The sequence below is a fragment of the Aneurinibacillus terranovensis DSM 18919 genome (assembly GCF_000430625.1).
GTDB classification, from domain to species: domain Bacteria; phylum Bacillota; class Bacilli; order Aneurinibacillales; family Aneurinibacillaceae; genus Aneurinibacillus_B; species Aneurinibacillus_B terranovensis.
Window position 1 is genome coordinate 31599 of sequence record NZ_KE387178.1, and the last position, 22265, is coordinate 53863.

Here is a 22265-nt window from a genome sequence, read left to right on the forward strand (position 1 = left end):
ATATTGCCTGCGGGCAACGTTATACGTAGGGAGATTACGATATGGCACAAACTATTGCACGTTCCGCGGCTATTATTATGGTCGTTACATTAGTAGGGAGAGTGGTCGGTCTTTTTCGGGAAATGCTGCTGGCAAACCAGTTCGGCGCCAATTATCTTGCCGACGCCTATACGCTGGGTTTTACGATTCCAAGCACCATATTTTTGTTTATTCCCGGCGCTTTAAACGCTATTTTTGTTCCTTCCATAAAAAGTATGCTCGTCAGAAACCGCAAAGAGGAAGCGGAGTCTCTCTTTAAAAAGGTGCTCAGCCTAACGGTGATTCTCTATTTAATCATAACGATAATCGGCATGTTTTTTTCAAAAGAGCTTGTGATCGCACTATCTAAAGGCGAATTTAAAGGAATTGAACTTCAAACAGCGACCCTTATCATGCAAATCATGTGGCCATCCGCTGTTTTTATCGCGTTAATCGGCGTGTTTCAGAGTACGTTGAACGCGCACCAGATGTTTTTTATTCCCACGCTCAGCACGGTGGTGAATTCTATTGTCGTGTGTGCTGCCTACCCGCTGCTTGTCCCTTTCTACGGCATTTATGGAGTGGCGGCAGGGACGACAATTGGCTTCGCTTTTGCCGCGTTCACGATGCTTCCGGCAGTCCGGAGGGAAAAGTACCCGTTACAAATTGATTTCAAATGGAATACGCCGGAGATGAAAAAAATAGGCGAACGCTTTCTGCCGATCATGCTCGGCTCATTTGTCACACAAATCTATAGCTTTATTTACCCGTTTCTTGCGTCAGGTCTCGGTGAAGGAAAGCTGGCTTCGCTCCGGTACGCCAACAATCTTTACCAGCTTCCCATGGCGATATTCGTTGCCGCGTTTACCCTGCCCATTTTTCCTTACCTCGTTGAATATTTTACAAACGGACAGCTGGCAAAAATGAAGGCATCGATTACCGAAGGCATGCAGTATTTATTTATTTTAATGGTTCCTACGATTACCGCCATGGTTGTGATGCCGGATCAGCTTGTCTCGCTAATTTATCATTTCGGCAAACACAGTGAATTTACGTCAGCGAGTGTGAAGTTAACGAGCACGGCGCTGATTTACATGAGTGCAGGACTATTTTTTCTTGCAGCCCGCGACTTATTAACCAGGGCTTTTTACGCAATGGAAAAAACAAAAATTACAGTGATAGCCGCTATCGCAGGCATCATTTCGAATATTTTAGCGAGCGTCGTGCTTATTCCTTTTCTTGGGCATGGGGGAATTGCCCTTGGTACGTCTGTCGGTTCGCTTGTCAATATGCTTTGGCTTGCCTATTATCTGCGTAAAGATATCGGAGCTTTTATCGGTCAGCCTTTCTGGATTACCGCAGGAAAAACAATAGCCGCCTCGTGTATAATGGGAGTGGTTCTTTATTTGGGTACAGTGTTTACATTCCAGTCGCTTTTCATACAGAAGGTATATACGCTTGCCGTCATCGCGGCGGGCGCAGCCGCGTTTTTTGCAGCAATGGTCATGCTCCGTGAGCAGTTAGCTGTTCGGATTATTGAGCGTTTTACAGGTAAATTAACACGCAAACGATTAAAAGAAGAAGGGTGAGAATTATGAAGGTAGCAGTAACAGGCGGAGCCGGATTTATCGGTTCACACATTGTCGACCAGTGCCTTGCTGCTGGGTATGATGTGTTTGTCATCGATAGCCTGGCAACAGGTAAAAGAGAGAACCTCAATCATAAGGCGGTTTTCTATGAAGTTGATATCACATCTTCAGATATTCAGACGATTTTTGAAAAAGAAAAACCTGATTTCCTCATCCACGAAGCGGCACAGGCATCGGTTCCCGGATCACTGAAAGATGCGGTTGGCGATGCGACAACGAATGTGGTCGGCACCGTTAACCTGTTGGAAGCAAGCCGGTTAACAGGGGTTCGCAAGGTGGTTTACGCCTCTTCGGCTGCGGTTTATGGAAACCCGGAGTATACGGGAATCGACGAGCTGCATCATAAACAGCCGCTTTCCCCTTATGGCGTCTCAAAATATGTTCCCGAGTTCTACCTTTATGTCTATCAGCATTTATATGGATTAAAGTACACGGCTTTCCGTTATGCCAACGTATATGGAGAGCGCCAGGACCCGAATGGAGAAGGGGGCGTGGTATCGATTTTCGTCGACAGAGTTAACGCCGGGCAAGAACTGAGTGTGTTCGGCGACGGAGAACAAACCCGTGACTTCATCTATGTAGAAGATGTGGCCAGAGCAAACCTGATGGCTCTGACCGCAGGGGATAACCAGATTTTCAATATTAGTACCAACCGGAAGACGAGTGTCAATGAATTAATCGAGCTGCTGCGTCCGTATGCAAAACAACCGCTCACCGTTCACTATGAAAAACCGCGTGAAGGAGATATCCTCCACAGCTATCTCGATAATACAAAAGCTAAGAAAGGACTAGGGTGGGAGCCTCATTATTCTCTGGCGCAGGGACTTGAGAAAACGATGGGTTATTACCAAAAGAAATCGTGAAATCGGTTAGAATGGTCAAGCACCAGCCGTGGAGGTCTTCATGCGTATCGCCGAGAAAGCTTGCGAAGATATGCTGGTAATCTGTGAGCGGGTCGGTTGAAACAAAAGAAACCACCCACCCGGTGGAACGTTCTGTAATCTCAAAACGAATGATTTCACCAGCCTGCTTTTTCCAGCGAAATAAATCAAAAAGGATTTCCATATTTGCTTGGTCATATCGTTTCATAAAAAATTCCCCCTTCCGGTCGAGTAGAAACTCTATGGTAGGGGGAATTCTTCATTTATGTTTACTTTCCTTTGCGATCTACAAAACTAGTGTGAAACAGGCAAAAGAAGTGGTTTTTCGCGGGAAATTCGACAGATTACAGCGTCCCGTTTTTTCGTAACAATTCAACGGCAAGGCGGCTGCTTTTCTCCGCTTCGCTCACCAGTTTGCCAATGTGCGCGTGGATGCGCTGTTTTGTACCTTCCAAATCGTCCATAAGCCGTTCAACATTCGAAAGCAGCGATTCATACTGCAGCCCTTTGATATGGCCGGCGGATTTCATTCCCAACCGCTGAACAAAACGGTCCATTTTCGGATCATAGGAGATGCCGGCAAACGGAATGTTCATGACCGCAGCGAGAATAACAGAATGGAGCCGCATGCCAAGCACAAACTGGCAGGCTCCAAGGAAACTGAAAATTTGTTTGAAATTCAACGGTTCGTCAACCACGAAGGCACCTTTTTCTTTCATCAAATTTACAATATCGATCGAGGGCGCGAGATCGGCCGAACGCTGCATGGGGAGAAAGAAAATATCCCAGCCCCGGTGAATTGCTTCATCTGCAAACTTCGCAATTTCCACTTTATACTGCTGCTCATTTTTCCAGGGACGAACGGAAATAGCCATTACCGGCCGCGTGCTGTCAGGGCGGTAGCGGGAAATTAATTGTTTTCCAAAGGTTGTATCAATTTGATCCGGGGAAATGGTAACAGCCGGATCGGCCGTAACGTGAATCGGAACTTTTTTAACCCCGAATGATTTCAAGTCCTGCCCCGATTGTTCGTCGCGTACGGTAATAACGTCAACCCGGTTAACTACCATTCGAATAAACTGTTTGCTGATCTGCCTCGTGATGGGGCCAACTCCCTGCGCGTAAAAGATAACAGGCTTGCCCAACATTTTCGCCAGCATAACAATGCCCAGATAATACATCACACTCCGGGGACTTGTTGCGTCCTGCAGGAGGCTTCCTCCGCCCATGACAAGAAGATCCGATTTTTTTAATTGAGCGATAATCGGTTTTATTTTCCAGCGGTTAAAAGCACGGATTCCAAATAATGCTTCTGTTTCAGCTGGGGTATTGGATAATACCGTCAATTCAACCTCGGGCATATACCGGGTGAGTGAACTTATAATTCCATATAAAACTGTATCATCACCGGCATTATCAAAACCGTAGTACCCAGAGATTATGATTCTTGCCATGAAAGCGACCTTCTTTCAAACCGGACTAAACATGCACACTTTAGTATAACAGGTTGCCAGAGGTAAGGGAAGTTTAACATGGTACGCGAAAAGTCTCCTTCCTAAATGTCGGCGGCGTGGGTGGGAGATAACAGCATGTGTGTTCGCACTTGTGGTCCCACACACATATGCTAAAGGTATCATCATCCAACGGAAAGGAGGCGAATTAGATAGAACAGTCTTCAGAAAATAGGCAAATGAGAGAAAAAAGAAGGGGGATAGGAGGAAAAATGTGATGAATGTCGAATAACCATATCAAGTGTAAAGCGGCAGGAAAAATGTAAAATATTTCTCTTAGCCGCATTCCTATTGACAGGCACAAGTTTTTAGAATAAACTGTTTTCGAGTGAATGCTCATTCACTATCGGAAAGAGTTGAGGATATAATGGCGAAAAAAAACGGAGAAAAATATCAGGCGATCATCGATGCGGCAGTTAAGGTTATTGCAAGCTATGGTTACCATAATGCACAGGTTTCCAAAATTGCCAGGGAAGCCGGGGTTGCTGATGGTACAATTTATCTTTATTTTGAGAATAAAGATGATGTATTGATTTCTCTTTTTAAAGAGAAGATGGGTGCCTTTATCAAGGCTACACGCGCCTGCCTCGATCAACAGTTTCATGCGGAAGAAAAGCTAAGAGGCTTAATTCACATGCATCTCCGACAATCTTCACAGGACAGAAATCTGGCTATTGTTACCCAGATAGAGTTGAGGCAGTCCAACCCGGCGGTGCGAGAAGGAATCAATAAAGTATTGAAGGAATATCTTGATGTTATCGACGAAGTCATTATCCTGGGAAAAGAGCAGAAAATATTTCGCCATGATGTGGAGCAACGCATTGCGCGGAAGATGATTTTCGGCACGCTGGATGAGGCCGTTACATCATGGATTATGAACGATAGAAAATACGACCTCGTTTCACTTGTTGACCCGATCCATGACTTGTTTCTTAACGGATTAAAAAGTGTTTAAATTGTGAATCGATTGTCTATTGTTCACAAATGGCTAAAAAAACAATCGTCAAAAACGCAAAAAAATTATTATAATTAAAAGTGGTAAAACAAAGGGAGCTACCGCCTGACCTGGCAAAATCCTGAAGGTAAAACTTTTCTGTAATCGCTATCAAAAACCTGTCGAAGATAAAGGAGGATTCACATGAATATTATCGTATGCTTAAAACAAACGTTTGACACGGAAGAAAAAATCGTCATTCAAGGCGGGGCTATCAGTGAAGATGGCGTAGAATTTATCGTCAACCCATATGACGAGTATGCGGTAGAGGAAGCGATTAAATTGCGTGATGAACACGGCGGGGAAGTTACCGTCCTAACGGTTGGTCCTGAACGTGCCGAAAGCGCCCTTCGCACCGCATTGGCTATGGGTGCGGATAAAGCGGTGATCGTGGACCCGGAAGACCTTCCATGCGATGAATTTAGTGTGGCCAAAATTATAGCGGCTGTTTTAAAGGACCGTGAATACGACCTTATTATTGGCGGGAACATGGCTGTTGATAATGGCTCGGGTCAAGTAGGCCCCCGCCTTGCGGAAGAGCTTGGCATTCCGCAAGTGACAACCATTACAAAAATTGAAGTGGATAGTGGAAAAGCAACGATTGAACGCGATGTGGAGGGCGATTTGGAGGTCATTGAAGTTTCCCTTCCCGTGCTGGTAACAGCCCAGCAAGGTCTGAATGAACCGCGTTATCCCTCTCTTCCGGGAATTATGAAAGCTAAGAAAAAACCGATGGAACGATTAACGATCGATGATCTTGGTTTAGGCGAAGATGATGTGAAAGCAAAAACGACGGCAACCGAACTTTATCTTCCGCCTAAAAAAGAAGCCGGCCGCATTCTTAGCGGAGAGATTGCCGACCAGGTAAAAGAATTGGTTCAACTTCTTCGTACTGAAGCGAAAGTGATATAAAGGGGGAAGCCACATGAGTAAAAAAGTTCTCGTAGTAGCTGAAGCAAGAGATGGTCATTTGCGCAATGTTTCTTTTGAAGCGCTTGCCGCTGCCAAACGTGTGGCAGACGGCGGAGAAATCAATGCGGTCGTATTTGGCAGCCAGGCGGCAAACTATGTTGATACGCTTGGCCATTACGGGGCAAATAAGGTATACGTCGCAGCGAACGCGGAGCTTGATGTGTATACAACGGATGCGTATTTTCAGGCACTTCGCCAGGTTGTGGATGCTGTCAAACCCGATACCTTATTCATTCCGCATACAGCGATAGGAAAAGATCTGGCACCGCGGCTGGCTGCCCGGCTTAACACTGGTCTTATCTCCGACATCATCGATGTGGAAGCAAACGGGGATGACATCGTATTCACGCGGCCGATTTATGCGGGCAAAGCGTTCGAGAAGAAAAAAGCAACCGATGGTTTGGTATTCGCAACCATTCGTCCGAACAACATTCCTGCGGGTGAACCGACTGATTCTTCTGCCGAAAAGGTCGACTTTACTGTAGAAATTAAAGACCTTCGTACCATTGTGAAAGATGTCGTTCGTAAAACAGCCGGCGGCGTCGATTTGTCTGAAGCGAAAGTTGTTGTTTCTGGTGGCCGTGGGGTAAAATCCGCTGATGGATTTAAACCGCTGCAGGAACTGGCCGAAGTGCTTGGTGGTGCTGTCGGTGCTTCCCGCGGCGCGTGCGACGCGGAATACTGCGATTATTCGCTGCAAATCGGCCAAACCGGGAAGGTAGTTACCCCTGATCTGTACATTGCGGCCGGGATTTCAGGCGCTATCCAGCATCTCGCCGGAATGTCTTCCTCCAAGGTGATTGTGGCGATCAATAAAGACCCGGAAGCACCGATTTTCCAAATTGCCGATTACGGCATTGTCGGAGATTTATTTGAAGTGATACCGCTTCTTACGGAAGAGTTCAAAAAGGTTCTTGTATAAAAATGTTCTCCTATACATGAGAGTTTAGGAAATAGTAGTGAGTGGAAAAGAACAGGGTACGCCTCCCTGTTCTTTTTGGTAATGCCACCAGCCGAAAGTTTTCTTTACTGACACTAAATCGAATTTTTTGGATGGATATTGGTAGTATATAGTGGTATACTGTTAATGATGTCTGAGCCGTAAGAGTGGAGGCGGCGGCATCGGGATTAACTATGTGCTGTTAGGAAAGGATTATATAAATAAAGGAGGATTTTTCGATGGCAATTGTTCAAGTTTCGGATAATAATTTTCAAACGGAAGTAGAGAGCGGAGGTACTGTTCTCGTTGATTTCTGGGCCCCCTGGTGCGGACCTTGCAAAATGATCGCCCCTGTTCTGGAAGAAATCAGCAGCGACCTTGGCGATAAATTAAAAATCGCGAAAGTGAATGTGGATGAAAACCCAGGCTCCGCTCAACGCTTTGGGATTATGAGTATTCCTACCTTAATGTTGGTCAAAGACGGTCAGGTTGTTGATAAAGTCATCGGTTTCCAACCGAAAGAAAACCTGATGAACGCGATTAATAAGCACCTGTAAGCGATAAAATTTTTTCGAGCCTTCCGGATTAAAACCGGGAGGCTTTTTTCCTTATTCCATTCTACTACCCTCCGGCTGCTTCGCGGCGCTCCAAACGAAAGGAGAGTACAGGCAGATGATGGTTAGCGGCGGAAAACTCGCAAAAAATCAGGATTCCATCCTGCATATATGTTAACATAAGGGGGGAGGGACGCTTGAAACATGGACGCATTAAAAGAAAAGTTGAGCCTTTTGCCTGACAAACCCGGCTGTTATTTGATGAAGAATGCCGAGGGAACGATTATTTACGTCGGCAAGGCGAAAATATTGAAGAATAGAGTGAGGTCGTATTTTACCGGAAGTCATGACGGAAAAACACAGCGGTTGGTAAGTGAAATTGCCGACTTTGAATATATTGTTACCTCTTCCGCGATGGAAGCCCTTCTTTTAGAATGCAACTTAATTAAGCAGCATGACCCGCGTTATAACGTCATGCTAAAAGATGATAAGACGTATCCGTATATCAAAATTACGAACGAGAAGCACCCCAGGCTGGAGGTTACACGGAAAGTGCTGAAAGACGGTGGGAAATACTTTGGCCCGTATGCGAATGCCGGGGCTGCCCAGCAGACGAAGAAACTGCTTGACCGCATGTATTCGCTGCGCAAGTGCAAGCATTTGCCAAAAAACGTATGCCTGTATTACCATATGAACCAGTGTCTTGCCCCGTGTGAACTGGAAGTAGACCCGGCTAACTACAGTGAAATCGTGGAGCAAATTACCCGCTTTCTCAACGGCAGCCAGAGTGAAATCAAAGAACAGCTAACAAAACAAATGCTGGAGGCGGCTGAAAACCTTGAGTTTGAACGGGCAAAAGAACTACGCGACCAAATTAATGATATTGAAGCGGTGATTGAAAAGCAGAAGGTTACCTTTTCAGATAACATTGACCGCGACGCGTGGGGCTTTTATACGGACAAAGGCTGGATGAGCATCCAGGTATTTCACCTGCGGCAGGGAAAAATGATTGAGCGCAATGTCGCCTCTTTTCCATACTACGGGGAAGCGGATGAAGATTTTATTTCTTATGTTACACAGTTTTATTTTCGTGAACATGTGCGCCCGAGGGAAATTTTGCTTCCGAAGGTGGCGTCTGTGGAGGGACTTGAAGAATGGTTGGGTTCCAGAGTCATTTTCCCCCAGCGGGGACCAAAAAAGCAGCTGGTAGATATGGCAAATGAAAATTCGCAGATTGCCCTGCAGGAGAAGTTTGCCTTGATGGCGCGTGATGAGGCGCGCACCATTCAAGCGGTGCAAAATATTGGTGACATTCTTGGCATCGGGTACCCGGGAAGAATTGAAGCGTTTGACAACTCTAACATTTATGGGGCGGATGCCGTATCCGCGATGATCGTATTTCGCGATGGAAAACCTGATAAGAAAGAGTACCGGAAGTATAAGGTGAAGACGGTGGAAGGCCCGGACGATTACGGCACAATGAAAGAAGTCATTCGCCGCCGCTATACACGGGTTCTTAAAGAAAATCTGGAGATGCCTGACCTCGTCGTTATCGATGGAGGTAAAGGGCAAATTGCAGCAACCGTGGATGTGCTGGAAAATGAACTTGGACTTTATATCCCTGTTTGCGGCCTAGCGAAGGACGATAAGCACCGTACCGCTCATCTTCTGGTAGGGGACCCGCCTGTCCCTGTACCGTTAAAACGGGATAGCAATGAATTTTACCTGCTGCAGCGCATCCAGGATGAGGTGCACCGCTTTGCGATTACGTTTCACCGCAATACGCGCAGCAAGAGCGCATTTCAATCCCAACTTGATGACATTCCCGGAATCGGTGAGAAACGCAAAAAACTGCTGTTAAAGCATTTTGGTTCGATTAAGAAGATGCGGGAAGCCACTGTGGATGAATACCGCAACATCGGAATTGGGGACAAACTGGCCCGGGAAATTCTTGCCCACTTGCGAAAAGAAAAGGAAGCGGCGGAGTAACAAACGGCTGGGCATACACTTGCCTGCTGCATAAGTTGTATGTTATTATGAATATCAACTTAATATGAAATATGAACACCTCACTTTTTCGGTGAGGTAGAGGCGCGAAAACCATGAGTATCCTGCCGGAGGACAGAGAATCCGCAGAAGGCAGAGGAAAGGGGAATTCGCCGAAATGGCAGGTTTTTCTCACCGCCTGCTGTTGGGCTTACATTGAACAAGTGTAAGACTGTCACCGGCTTTACATCCCGACTGCCGGTGGAGGACTATCTCACATGGGAAAACGAGAGGTGGGCATTAGCTGACGCTATCTGAAGGACAACAGCTAAGGTTCCTTACCTTATTGTTGTCTTTTTTATTTTTACTTAAGTTTAAAAATTCAGAGGTGTCAGTGAATGAGGAGGGAAGAAACTATGGGAATTATTGTTCAAAAATTTGGCGGGACTTCCGTAGGGACCGTCGAGAGAATAAAAAAGGTAGCCGAGCGTATTGTCGTTACACAAAAAAGAGGCTACCATCCGGTGGTTGTTGTATCCGCGATGGGTAAATCCACGGATGTGCTGGTCGATATGGCTAAACAAATTACCGGATCGCCGGCTGAACGAGAAATGGATATGCTTCTGACCACCGGCGAACAAGTCTCGATTGCCCTTTTAACGATGGCCTTGCAAAGCCTCGGGTGTGACGCTGTTTCCATGACAGGATGGCAAGCCGGAATCATGACAGAAGCGGTTCATACGAAAGCGCGTATAACGTATATCGACAGAAAGCCAATTGAGCGTGCGGTACAGGCCGGAAAAATTGTCATTGTCGCCGGATTCCAGGGAATTACGGAAGACGGTGAGATAACGACGCTTGGCAGAGGCGGCTCGGATACAACCGCGGTTGCTCTTGCGGCTGCGACAGGCGCTGATCTCTGCGAAATCTATACCGATGTGGACGGAGTGTATACCGCAGACCCACGTATCGTGCCAAGCGCGCGTAAGCTGAATCGTATTTCGTACGATGAAATGCTTGAACTCGCGAATTTAGGGGCTGGTGTCCTGCATCCGCGCGCCGTTGAATGCGCCAAGAAATATAAGGTACCGTTAACCGTACGCTCAAGCTTTGGGGTGGAAGAAGGAACCATTGTAGAGGAGGAAGCTAACATGGAGCAAGGTTTACTAATTAGCGGCATCGCTCATGATAAAAATGTTGCGAAAATTACGGTGGCAGGCTTGCCAGCGAAAGTCGGAACGCTCTCGAAACTGTTCTCGATTCTTGCCGGTCAAAATGTTAATGTAGATATTATTATCCAGAGTTTAAATGGAACGGAAAAAACGGATGTCTCGTTTTCGATTGATGGAGAGCAGGTGAGGAGATCGTTACAAGTACTTGCAAACGCGAAGGAAACGCTCCAGTATACGAGCGTGACGTCAGAAGAAGGTCTTGCCAAAGTTTCCATCGTGGGGGCCGGTATGATTACCAATCCCGGTGTCGCCGCAGATATGTTTACGTATCTTGCGGAAGCGAATGTTCCGATCAAAATGGTATCTACTTCGGAGATTAAAGTTTCGTGTGTGGTTCCGTTAGAAAATGTGGAAAAAGCAGTGCAGCACCTGCACCGGTCATTCGGATTAGATGTGGCGGAAAAGGCGGTTGTACATAGCGTATAGAAAGCGGACATTGCCGCTTTATTCAGATGCGTGCCATAAAAACGAAAAAACAGCACAAAAGGCCGATATTGATGCTCAATCGGCCTCTTTTTGCTGCCCTTTTGTCTTTCTGTTTATTGACATTACGTTGTAAACCCCTTAGTATTAGAATAACATTCAAAACGGAATACTTGCTTATCTAGAGAGGTGGAGGGACTGGCCCGATGAAACCCGGCAACCCCGCAGCATTATGGCGGATCAGGTGCCAATTCCAGCAGAACTTTCAGGTTCTGAAAGATAAGAGGCAATGAGCGACTTTGGGCGCCTCTTCTATATCGAAGGGGCGCTTCTTTGTTAGCGTGTAAAAAGGCGGTTTTTTCTTTAAAGGCGTATGGGAAGGAGTGATATGCTGCATGTACGGCAAACATATTATCGGGGAAATAACACTCGAATCTGGATATAGATTGAAAAACGTTGAAGTCGCGTATGAAACATACGGTTCGCTCAATAAAGCAAAAGACAATGCCATTCTCGTTTGCCATGCTCTGACTGGCAGTGCACATGCGGTTGGGGATGATGAAACGCCCGGCTGGTGGGAGGGCCTCATCGGACCAGGGCGTTATGTTGACACACAAAAATATTTTGTCATCTCTTCCAATGTGCTTGGTGGATGTTCTGGTACAACCGGCCCTGCCTCGATTAACCCCGATACCGGGGTGCCATATGGTTCTGATTTCCCGGTTGTTACGATTCGTGATATGGTGCGGGTTCAGCACGACCTCGTTAAGAGCCTCGGTATTTCTCAATTATTTGCCGTTGTCGGCGGTTCGATGGGGGGAATGCAGGTATATGAATGGGCTGTCATGTACCCCGATATGGTCCGCACGATTATACCGATTGCTACTTGTGCACGCCTTTCCGCTATTGCTATTGCCTATAACGATGTAGGCAGACAGGCAATTTTGTCGGACGCTGACTGGTTAAACGGACATTACTATCCTGGGCCCGGCCCCAAGAATGGACTGTCCATTGCAAGAATGCTGGGGATGATTACATATCGAACCCAGGAACTATTCGAACTTCGCTTTGGCAGGCGTTTGAAAGACGATGGAAGTGTCACAAATTTCGATTCCACATTTCAAATCGAGAGTTATTTGCGGTATCAGGGAGAAAAGCTCGTGGAACGCTTTGATGCGAACAGTTATCTTTATTTGCTCAAAGCGATGGATTCGCATGATATCGGCAGAGGGCGCGGCGGGATAAAATCCGCCCTGGAAAAGATTGAGGCAAAAGTGCTGGCCATTGCGGTAGCGCGCGATCTACTTTACCCGGATGAACACCAGCAGGAAGTTGCAATGATGCTCAACAACGCGGGAAAAACGGTGGATTATCACTATATTGATTCCATCTACGGCCATGACGGATTCCTCGTAGAATTTGTGAAAATAGGCCCGCTCGTAGAGGAATTTCTCAATAGGGAGTTTAACAGTGTAAAGCAAGTAGCCGCTTCCGGACAAAATGTATCCTATTGAAGCAACTAAGGCTATCGCCTGCGCCTTTGGCTTGGCGTTAGCCAAACAATCCTTTATGCCCGGGCTTGATTAAAATCCGTCCAGCACCCATTGATGTGCTTTCGGATGGTAAAGCAGTTCCAAATGATTAAGTGGCAGGATCTCTTTTCGCTTGACCTGATTGGGGGAAGGAGCGATCCCATCGGTAAAAAGGACACTTTCCACAAATACAAGCCCATCGCTTTTCGCATCCTGCTCCCCGGGTATGCCGTTGAAATAAGGTTGATTACCCGCCAGTACATGGACGTTGATCTCGCTGTCAATCGGCGAGGACAGCAGTTTTTCTATTAAATGACCGCCTTCCCGAATGGCAGCATCTATCCCCCTGGAATGAAGAAAAATATTTTGACCACCATAGTATAAGGTTTTAGACTGCATCTGAACCGGGTATTTATCGTCCCAGCGATACAAGAGCTGACAGGAACCCGGAAACGCTCCGCCATCGTGGTAAATACTTTGCTCCGTCGTATCCTTGTAAAGGCCATAGTACATGATAGAATCACAAGCAACCGGAGCACTGATCCCCATTGCGATGACAGACCAATTAGGGGAAACATGACGAAAGGGAAAGTCTAATCCCCGGTTAGGTGTCCCCAACATGATATACCGCTGGACTTCCCCTTGATACGGTGCATCCCACATGCCACAGAGACCTGCGAGATAAATCCATACAGGAACTCCTCCTTTACTGTGGGCAATCAAATCGATTTTATCTGTTTGGCTGACTTCTTGGATCCGCCGGATGATATTCGATAGTTGAATGGCTTGTTGCCAATTATCCCCATGAGGATGAGCAAAAGTAACCGCAAATATATCTCTTCCTGAGGATGATAGCGGATAGACAAGTCCTTTTTCCTGATGTAAAGATTCACACCAGGCCAGATTGGCATGATGTCCCGCACCATGGACAAGCAAAACCGGATGTTGGTGTGATTTTGTTGAGGCAGGCAAATAGTGAAGAAGCACATCATAGGAAGCCGGTTGCAAGGACCCAAAATGTCGAATGATTTCTTCATCCTTACATTCAATTTCCGGAATGAATTTTTCTTGTGTTAATCGGTTCTGACAGCCTCTAATTCGCTCTGTCCATTTCCAGTATCTACTGTCATCGTATCTTTCGATCACCTGATAAGGAAAATCGGTTTGCGTCAGCTGTATAAATGGGGAGGGAGGTACCGCTTTCTTGTCAGTTATATCAGGAAGATTATGAGACTCCGGTTGTTCAAATGTCATGTCCTCTTGCTCCTCCTGTCTTGCGGGCAGCCACTTTTTTATTCTTTCTTTGATTTTTTGCCAAAAGGACACTCATTCCACCCCATTGTTGGAAGTTGAAAATACTGCTCAAAGGAGTGCCACCATACAAGCAGTATTCACAGATTCCATGAATTTTCAGACGCGATTTTAAAAATCGTATCCTCACCTACCATCATATCAAATTCTGATTTTTTAGAGTTACAAGAAAAGGCGCTAGATTATAAGATAGCCTGTATGGATGATAGGATGCAGGCAGTCCTATTTCTTGACGCTATTCTCGTCTAGGAGTACAATGAATTTGTCACAAACTGTTCAATTTCATGAGCAGCGGTAAAAGATATGTGGAGAGAACTTATTGCATTACATAAAAGGGGGAATACCAGAAATAAAAACGAGTGGTAGGGGTTTCAAGATTAATGCCAGAGAGAGAGTTTTACAAATGATTACGTTTGTGAAAAAAGTGTCAAACCTGTTTGCCGCAAACTAAAAAAGGGGGGATCAGAAAAAATGGCAAATCACCGTCATTTTTTTAATCGAAAACTTCACTCCTTACTGGGAGTCGTACCAATTGGAGCTTTTCTGTTTATCCACTTGTTAACCAACTATTATGCAACCCGTGGAGAAGCAGCATTTCTTGACCGGGTCAAAATTATGGAAGGGCTTCCTTTCCTGGCTCTGGTGGAGCTTGTCTTTATTTTTTTACCGCTTCTTTATCATGCGATCTTTGGACTGTATATTGCCTTCCAGGCGAAAAATAACGTGGGGAATTATGGCTATTTCCGTAATGTAATGTTTATGCTGCAGCGCGTGACCGGCGTTATTACGCTTATTTTTGTAGCGTGGCACGTATGGGAAACTAAAATTCAGTTGGTAATGGGCACGACCCAGGCAACTGGACTATTTAAGCTAATGAATGAAATTTTGGCGAGTCCGTTTATGTTAGCCTTCTATATTGTAGGATTGCTTTCTGCGGTCTTTCACTTCTCGAACGGGTTGTGGAGCTTTGCCGTTAGCTGGGGAATTACCATCGGCCCACGTTCGCAGCGCATTTCTACGTATGTAACCATGGTTATTTTTGTACTAATGTCTGTTATGGGATTGATGGCCCTTTTCGCATTCGCGCATCCAGTTGATGTGGCCCAGGCAATCCAACCATAAGGAGGGACTAGCATGAGTAAAGGTAAAGTTATCGTAGTCGGCGGCGGCCTGGCAGGTTTGATGGCTACCATCAAAGCTGCGGAAGCCGGCGTTTCTGTAGATTTGTTTTCACTTGTTCCTGTTAAACGTTCTCACTCGGTGTGCGCACAGGGTGGGATTAACGGTGCGGTTAATACGAAAGGGGAAGGGGATTCTCCCTGGATTCACTTTGATGATACAGTATATGGCGGAGACTTCCTGGCCAATCAGCCTCCTGTAAAAGCAATGTGTGATGCGGCACCTGGTATTATTTATATGTTTGACCGGATGGGTGTTATGTTTAACCGCACGCCGGAAGGTCTCATCGATTTCCGCCGTTTCGGGGGCACCCAACACCACCGCACGGCTTTTTCCGGTGCGACGACAGGCCAGCAGCTGCTCTATGCGTTGGATGAACAAGTTCGCCGCTGGGAAGTAAACGGGCTTGTAACAAAGTATGAGAATTGGGAATTCCTGTCCTCTATCATCGATGATGAGGGAGTTTGCCGCGGGATTACGGTTCAAAATCTGCGGACAATGGAAATTCAGGCGTTCAAAGCTGATGCTGTTATTCTGGCAACAGGCGGCCCTGGTATCGTTTTCGGTAAATCTACCAACTCTATGATCAATACAGGTACAGCTGCATCGGCTGTGTACCAGCAGGGTGTCAAGTATGCGAACGGCGAGTTCATTCAGATCCACCCAACAGCAATTCCGGGGGATGACAAGCTTCGCCTGATGTCCGAATCGGCACGTGGAGAAGGCGGACGTATCTGGACGTATAAAGATGGGAAACCGTGGTACTTCCTGGAGGAAAAATATCCGGCTTATGGTAACCTGGTTCCACGTGACATTGCAACACGTGAAATTTTCCATGTCTGCGTTGACTTAAAGTTGGGCATCAACGGCGAAAACATGGTTTATCTTGACCTTTCCCATAAAGATCCGCACGAACTGGACGTTAAACTCGGCGGTATCATTGAAATCTATGAAAAATTCGTAGGGGATGACCCGCGCAAAGTTCCGATGAAAATCTACCCGGCTGTACACTATTCAATGGGCGGCCTGTGGGTTGACTACAACCAAATGACAAATATTCCAGGATTATTCGCCGCGGGTGAATGTGATTTCACGCAACACGGAGCGAACCGTCTCGGTGCGAACTCACTCCTTTCTTCCGTGTTTGGAGGCATGGTTGCCGGTCCAAAAGCCATCGAGTACATTAATGGCCTTAAAAAATCGGCCGAAGATGTATCAGATTCCGTATTTAATACAGAAGTTCGAAAACAGCAAAGCAAATATGATTCTATTTTGAACATGAACGGTACGGAAAATGCGTACGTCATTCACCGTGAGCTTGGCGAATGGATGACGGACAACGTAACGGTTGTTCGTTATAATGACCGCCTGCAGAAAACGGATGAGAAAATCCAGGAGCTTATGGAACGCTATAAACAAATAAACATTAATGACACATCCAAATGGAGCAATGCGGGTGCGGCCTTTACACGCCAGCTCTGGAATATGCTTCAACTTGCCCGCGTCATTACGCTAGGAGCGCTCAACCGTAATGAAAGCCGCGGTGCCCACTACAAGCCTGATTTCCCGGAACGTGATGATGAGAACTTCTTGAAGACGACCATTGCTTCGTTTAATGCAAGCAACAACGGTCCGGACCTTTCCTATGAAGATGTTGATGTATCTTTAATTAAGCCTCGTAAACGTGACTATTCGAGTAAGCATGAAGTTGCTGAGAAGAAAGAGGTGTAATATTCATGGCTGAAAAAACCATTCATTTAATTATTACGCGTCAGGATGGACCTGATACGACACCATATAAGGAAGAATTCAAAATCCCATACCGCCCGAACATGAATGTCATCGGATGTCTGATGGAAATTCGCCGCAATCCGGTAAATGCCAGCGGTAAAAAGGTGGCACCGGTTGTATGGGAAATGAACTGCCTCGAAGAAGTGTGCGGCGCATGTTCCATGGTGATTAATGGTAAACCTCGCCAGTCCTGTACGGCACTTGTTGACAAATTGGAGCAACCGATTCGGCTCGAACCAATGAGCACCTTCCCGGTTATGCGTGACCTTGCTATTAACCGGAATCGTATGTTTGATGCGTTAAAACGCGTAAAAGCATGGATCCCAATCGATGGAACACATGACCTCGGTCCGGGTCCACGCATGCCGGAAGTAGACCGCCAGTGGGCGTACGAACTTTCAAAATGCATGACCTGCGGAGTATGCCTGGAAGCATGCCCGAACGTAAATGATAAGTCAGCGTTTATGGGTGCGTTCGCAATTTCTCAGGTTCGCTTATTCAATGAACACCCTACAGGAAAAATGAACAAAGAAGAGCGTCTGGAGGCCCTGATGGGAGAAGGCGGAATCGAGGGATGCGGTAACTCGCAAAACTGTGTTCAATCCTGTCCGAAAGGTATTCCACTCACGACTTCCATCGCAGCTATGAATCGTGCGACTACCGTTCAATCGATTAAAAATTTCTTCCGCAGTTAAATATTTTTTATAATCAAAAAGCCCGTTCTTTTTAGAACGGGCTTTTTATATGGGATATTAGCAGTAGAGGGGTGTTCTAACGGCAGGCCCTTCTCGTACAATTCATCGTCGAACGTATGTTGGCCATTAAACATAGGCCGGTAGTAAACCACTAAATCACCAGGGAACTCTAATTTCTTTAGTTTAACCATGTTTTATCTCATGTTTTTTAAGCTTCCGATAAAGGGTGGTGCGGGCAATATTCATTCGTTTGGCGACCGCGGACAGGTTCCAGTCGGTCTCGTCTAATAGTTTAAGCAGCATTTTTTTCTCTTCTTGTTCGATTAATGAAAATCCGTCACTTTGTTCGGATAGGGCAAGCCTCATGCGGTTTTCCAATAAGTAAGAGGGTAAATTTATTAGTTTTATAATAGAAGAATCACTAAAAATCACGGCGTGCTCTAGAGCATTTTGTAGCTCCCTTATATTACCCGGCCACCTATAGTTATAGAGAAAATCCAGTGTATCTGGTGCAAGAGATAGTGACTGCTTTTCGTACTTTTCGGCAAACTGCCTTAAAAAATAATCAGCGAGCAGCGGAATGTCTTCCTTTCGTTCACGGAGCGGTGGAACGTTAACCGTTACAACATTTAATCTGAAGAATAGATCATCACGGAACTGTCCGTTTTGAATCAGCGTGTGTAAATCCTTATTCGTCGCCGCAACGATTCGAACATTGACCGGGATTGGTTTTGACGATCCGAGCCTTGTGATTTCTTTTTCCTGAAGCACCCTCAATAAGTGAACCTGCAATTCCAAAGGCATTTCCCCAATTTCATCTAAAAACAAAGTTCCTCCGTTTGCTTCTTCAAATTTCCCCTTTTTTCCTTCATTCCTGGCTCCTGTAAACGTTCCTCTTTCATAGCCGAATAGTTCACTTCCGATTAGTTCCTTTTGAATGGCGCCGCAGTTAATGGCCAGAAAAGGTTGATCTTTTCGTTGACTTGCTTCATGTATCGATTGCGCAATTTTCTCTTTGCCTGTTCCGCTTTCACCCATCAAGAGGATAGGAACATTGGTCGGTGCTGCTTTACGGCATTTATATAATGAATTGATAAAGATATCCGACTTTCCTATGATGTTGTTCCATGGATTTTGATCAATCCATGCAGATGGAAAGGGGGTTGCTTTTTTGTTTTCTTTAAAAACGACCATATATCCGCCAATTTCCCCCTTAAAGAGGATCGGTTCTAGATGAATCACTTTGAAATCTTGAACAAATATTTGGTTGTCATCGTAGATTTGCGTTGGGAAATTTGCCAGCATTGTAAGTTCATTTACTAAGGAGTGGAAACGAGGTTCATGTTTTAACTTGGTCAGCGGTGAAAGTTTGAGAGAATCGGCCAGTGTTCCATCACTTTTGAAGACCTGCAAGGTATGAGTCAAAACAAGAACGTGATGGTTTTTCCATTTTTTAACCGACTGGTAAAAATATTCTGTTAAATAGTTGTTCACTTGCATGTAAACATATTCAAGTTGCTTTTCGATCATTTGGGCAATCGACACGGCAAAACCGAGCGTGTGCGGTTGGGCAGTATACCATTGACCGGTAAAATCAATCGCACCGATCACTTTCTTTGTCAGGGGGTGGAAAATCGGAGCTGATGAGCATGTCCATGGATGACATCCCTGACAAAAATGTTCCGCTGAAAAAATTTGAATGGGACTCTTCGTTACAATGCTTGTTCCAATCGCGTTTGTTCCGGCGGTTTGTTCACTCCAGTCCATTCCGGGGGCAAAATTCATTTTTTCAGCACGCCTTATAATTTCGGATTCACCCTTTAAATAAATTATGCGCCCATTTTGATCGTTCAACGTAATGAGATAGCCGGTGCCAGCCATTTTGTGAAATAAATCATCAATGATTGGCTTAGCGACTTGGTAGAGTTCGGATTCTTCTAACAAATTGTTAAGTTCAAGATTGGATAGTGCGGGCTTTGTTTGCAATTGTCTTGGATTTACACCCGTAACTTGACAGCGCTTCCATGAATCTAAAACGTTTTTCCGAACATTATTCACAACTACCTCCTCTTTCGATTTAGTTACAAACCATTCCCATAAAAAGCCTAACTCTTTTTTCTTGTCGGGCAGGTTATGCATAGAGAAGATCGATATGTAAGGATTTCTCATTGCCTTCCCCCTTTAAAAATAAACTATTCATAATATTTTAACATATTTTTCTCAAAAAGAAATTGGCTATCTTCCTATTTTTTTAGTAAGACACTGTTTCACGATTGTAGCGTAACAGGTGTAGTATATTGCTACAATCTGAGACAGAGGTTATTGAGAAACGAACAATAATAACAACGTATTATGAATATTTTAAAAATGGCACGGTGATTGCAATATAAGTAAGTGATAATCAAATACCATTTCTGAGCTGAGAAAGGGGAGGAAGTAATGAAAACAGTGACAACAAAAAATGCGCAAATTCTCGCCATTGATGCGGGAGGAACCATGACAGACACGTTCATCATTGATGATAACGGTGATTTTGTCGTTGGAAAGGCACAATCCACTCCGGAAGACGAATCTGTAGGTCTTCTTAACTCTGCAAAAGATGCGCTTACGTATTGGAATACGACCGTCGATGAGGAATTTCCAAAATTACTTGCCGGCGTTTATTCCGGAACAGCGATGTTAAACAGACTTGTGTCAAGAAAAGGGCGGCGGGTTGGCTTAATTGTCAACAAAGGGATGGAAGATTTTCACCGAATGGGAAGAGCGATCCAGGCCTATCTCGGCTATTCTTACTCCGACCGACTACATTTAAATACACATCGCTATGATCCGCCACTGGTTCCGCGTGAATTGACAAAGGGAGTGACAGAGCGGGTTGATTTATTCGGAAATGTTGTCATTCCGCTGTATGAACATGAGGTAGAGCCAGCCGTACAGGATCTATTAGAACGGGATGTGGAAGCTATTGTTATCAGCTTACTCCATTCTTATAAATATCCGGCACATGAGAAGAAGGTGCGTGACATTGTAAAAAATACGATGAAAAAGATTGGCAAGGAAGTTCCTGTATTTGCGTCTGTTGATTACTATCCGGTTAGAAAAGAATCCCATCGTACCAACACAACAATTATTGAAGCATACGCTGCCGATCCTTCGCGTGAAACGCTGCAAAAAATCGACACCCGATTAAAAGATCACGGAGCGAATTTCGATTTACGAGTGATGGCAAGCCACGGCGGTACGATTAGCACGCAAGCAAATGAGCTTGCGCGAACGCTTGTGTCCGGTCCAATAGGTGGGGTAATCGGTGCAAAATACCTTGGCGAAAATCTAGGTATTCCGAATATTGCCTGTTCTGATATCGGTGGTACAAGTTTTGACATGGCGCTCATTACCCAGGGGGATCTAAGCATTAATACCAGCCCTGACATGGCTCGACTCGTTCTTTCTCTCCCGCTTGTTGCGATGGATACTGTTGGAGCGGGTGCCGGAAGCTATGTAAGAATTGATCCGAACTTTAAGTCACTCACACTTGGACCGGATAGCGCAGGTTCAAGAGTAGGAGTTTGTTATCCAGAAGGCGGAGTCGAGACGGTAACGGTTTCAGATTGCCACGTGGTCCTTGGATTGATTAATCCTGATAACTTTCTTGGCGGCGAAGTGAAGCTGTATCCGGAACGTGCTTATGAAGCGGTAAAAAAACAAATTGCCGAACCGCTCGGGTTGTCTGTTGAAGATGCAGCTTACGGTGTCATTGACCTTTTGGAGTCACAACTGCGCAATTATCTTGAGTCGATGATCCTGGGAAAAGGGTATTCACCTTCGCAATATGTATGCTTCTCTTACGGGGGAGGAGGTCCGTTGCATACGGCCGGGTATACGAAGGGACTTGGTTTTGAAGATGTTCTTGTTCCGGCGTGGGCGGCAGGATTCTCTGCATTTGGCTGCGGCGCGGCGGACTTTGAGTATCGTTATGATAAAACGCTCGATATTAATGTCGACGACGGCGCCAAGGATGAAAAGAAGATCAAAGCAGGTAAAGAACTGCAGGAAGCCTGGGATGAGCTTATGGAAAAGGTGGCCGTCGAATTTGAGAAAAACCAGTTTAAGAGAAAGGATGTCGACTTCAGGCTCTATTTTCGCATGCAGTATCAGGGGCAGTTAAACGACCTGGAAATTGAAGCACCGATTGAAGCATTTATCGGGGTGGATGATTGGGATGCACTTGTCACAGCGTTTGAAGAAACATATACACGAGTGTACGCAAAAGCGGCACGATCTCCCGAATTAGGTTACAGTATAACCGGTGCAATCGTTCGCGGAATTGTGGAAGTGGCAAAACCGAGAATCCCTGAAGAACCGATGTTTAGCGAGACACCGTCTGCAGACGCGTTTCTTGGCAAGCGTAATGTGTACTGGAAAGGCAAATACCTCAACGCGGATATTTGGGAGATGGAAAAACTCAAACCAGGCAACAAAATCAACTCATTTGCGATTATTGAATCTCCGGCAACAACGTTTGTCATTCCGCCTGGGTTTGAAACATACCTTGATGCACACCGCATCTTCCATTTGAAAGAAATCTAACTTAAAAAGG

Annotated in this window: 17 protein-coding genes and 2 riboswitches; of the genes, 13 read left to right on the forward strand and 4 right to left on the reverse strand. The window is 45.5% G+C overall.

Annotated features, from left to right (window positions below; all coding sequences use genetic code 11):
- The first annotated feature begins 41 nt into the window (after positions 1-41).
- Entirely contained in the window at positions 42-1607 is a 1566-nt protein-coding gene (murJ, locus tag H525_RS0120750) for a murein biosynthesis integral membrane protein MurJ (protein ID WP_027417771.1), read from the forward strand.
- Positions 1608-1612: 5 nt separating this feature from the next.
- Complete coding sequence (locus tag H525_RS0120755) at positions 1613-2530, forward strand: NAD-dependent epimerase/dehydratase family protein (RefSeq protein WP_027417772.1); 918 nt, start codon at positions 1613-1615, stop codon at positions 2528-2530.
- Here H525_RS0120755 and H525_RS27675 read toward each other — a convergent pair.
- The gene (locus tag H525_RS27675) at positions 2445-2756 is read right to left on the reverse strand and encodes a hypothetical protein (RefSeq protein ID WP_155837489.1); all 312 of its coding nucleotides are present in this window, start codon (positions 2754-2756) and stop codon (positions 2445-2447) included. The genes H525_RS0120755 and H525_RS27675 overlap by 86 nt on opposite strands.
- 136 nt (positions 2757-2892) lie before the next feature.
- The gene (gene csaB / locus H525_RS0120760) at positions 2893-4002 is read right to left on the reverse strand and encodes a polysaccharide pyruvyl transferase CsaB (protein ID WP_027417773.1); all 1110 of its coding nucleotides are present in this window, start codon (positions 4000-4002) and stop codon (positions 2893-2895) included.
- Between the two features lie 424 nt (positions 4003-4426).
- On the opposite strand from csaB, the gene H525_RS0120765 reads away from it, so the two are divergent.
- The 7 genes from H525_RS0120765 (at position 4427) to metX (ending at position 12674) form a co-directional block, all read left to right on the forward strand.
- Complete coding sequence (locus tag H525_RS0120765; RefSeq protein ID WP_027417774.1) at positions 4427-5014, forward strand: fatty acid metabolism transcriptional regulator FadR; 588 nt, start codon at positions 4427-4429, stop codon at positions 5012-5014.
- Between the two features lie 183 nt (positions 5015-5197).
- On the forward strand, positions 5198-5965 hold the full coding sequence (locus H525_RS0120770) for an electron transfer flavoprotein subunit beta/FixA family protein (protein ID WP_027417775.1): 768 nt from the start codon (positions 5198-5200) through the stop codon (positions 5963-5965).
- A 13-nt stretch (positions 5966-5978) separates the two neighbouring features.
- Positions 5979-6947, forward strand: coding sequence for an electron transfer flavoprotein subunit alpha/FixB family protein (locus H525_RS0120775; RefSeq protein WP_027417776.1), 969 nt, complete (start codon positions 5979-5981; stop codon positions 6945-6947).
- Positions 6948-7204: 257 nt separating this feature from the next.
- Positions 7205-7522 carry a thioredoxin gene (gene trxA / locus H525_RS0120780; RefSeq protein ID WP_027417777.1) on the forward strand — a complete coding sequence of 106 codons (318 nt, stop codon included), beginning with the start codon at positions 7205-7207 and terminating at the stop codon, positions 7520-7522.
- Positions 7523-7723: 201 nt separating this feature from the next.
- A complete protein-coding gene (uvrC, locus tag H525_RS0120785) occupies positions 7724-9508 on the forward strand; it encodes an excinuclease ABC subunit UvrC (protein WP_027417778.1) in 1785 nt (594 codons plus the stop codon).
- An 89-nt stretch (positions 9509-9597) separates the two neighbouring features.
- Positions 9598-9785, forward strand: a riboswitch (Lysine riboswitch).
- 136 nt (positions 9786-9921) lie between these two features.
- Positions 9922-11163: an aspartate kinase gene (locus H525_RS0120795; RefSeq protein WP_027417779.1), complete on the forward strand. Its 1242-nt coding sequence runs from the start codon at positions 9922-9924 to the stop codon at positions 11161-11163.
- Between the two features lie 171 nt (positions 11164-11334).
- A riboswitch (SAM riboswitch) is annotated at positions 11335-11446 on the forward strand.
- Between the two features lie 109 nt (positions 11447-11555).
- Complete coding sequence (gene metX / locus H525_RS25030; protein WP_051331207.1) at positions 11556-12674, forward strand: homoserine O-acetyltransferase MetX; 1119 nt, start codon at positions 11556-11558, stop codon at positions 12672-12674.
- A 69-nt stretch (positions 12675-12743) separates the two neighbouring features.
- On the opposite strand, the gene H525_RS25035 is transcribed toward metX, so the two are convergent.
- Complete coding sequence (locus H525_RS25035) at positions 12744-13946, reverse strand: esterase/lipase family protein (RefSeq protein ID WP_051331208.1); 1203 nt, start codon at positions 13944-13946, stop codon at positions 12744-12746.
- Between the two features lie 528 nt (positions 13947-14474).
- On the opposite strand from H525_RS25035, the gene H525_RS0120825 reads away from it, so the two are divergent.
- From H525_RS0120825 to sdhB, 3 genes are read left to right on the forward strand one after another with little or no spacing between them, the layout of a single operon-like run.
- Positions 14475-15125, forward strand: a complete 651-nt coding sequence (locus tag H525_RS0120825; protein WP_027417780.1) for a succinate dehydrogenase cytochrome b558 subunit — start codon at positions 14475-14477, stop codon at positions 15123-15125.
- Between the two features lie 12 nt (positions 15126-15137).
- Positions 15138-16913: a succinate dehydrogenase flavoprotein subunit gene (gene sdhA, locus H525_RS0120830; protein ID WP_027417781.1), complete on the forward strand. Its 1776-nt coding sequence runs from the start codon at positions 15138-15140 to the stop codon at positions 16911-16913.
- A gap of 5 nt (positions 16914-16918) precedes the next feature.
- Positions 16919-17668 (forward strand): succinate dehydrogenase iron-sulfur subunit, encoded by a 750-nt coding sequence (sdhB, locus tag H525_RS0120835; RefSeq protein ID WP_027417782.1) that lies wholly within the window; start codon positions 16919-16921, stop codon positions 17666-17668.
- A 183-nt stretch (positions 17669-17851) separates the two neighbouring features.
- Here sdhB and H525_RS0120845 read toward each other — a convergent pair whose 3' ends face one another.
- A complete protein-coding gene (locus tag H525_RS0120845) occupies positions 17852-19837 on the reverse strand; it encodes a sigma-54-dependent Fis family transcriptional regulator (protein WP_027417784.1) in 1986 nt (661 codons plus the stop codon).
- A 270-nt stretch (positions 19838-20107) separates the two neighbouring features.
- Here H525_RS0120845 and H525_RS0120850 point away from each other — a divergent pair, with 270 nt between their 5' ends.
- Positions 20108-22255: a hydantoinase/oxoprolinase family protein gene (locus tag H525_RS0120850; RefSeq protein ID WP_027417785.1), complete on the forward strand. Its 2148-nt coding sequence runs from the start codon at positions 20108-20110 to the stop codon at positions 22253-22255.
- The last annotated feature ends 10 nt before the right edge of the window (positions 22256-22265 follow it).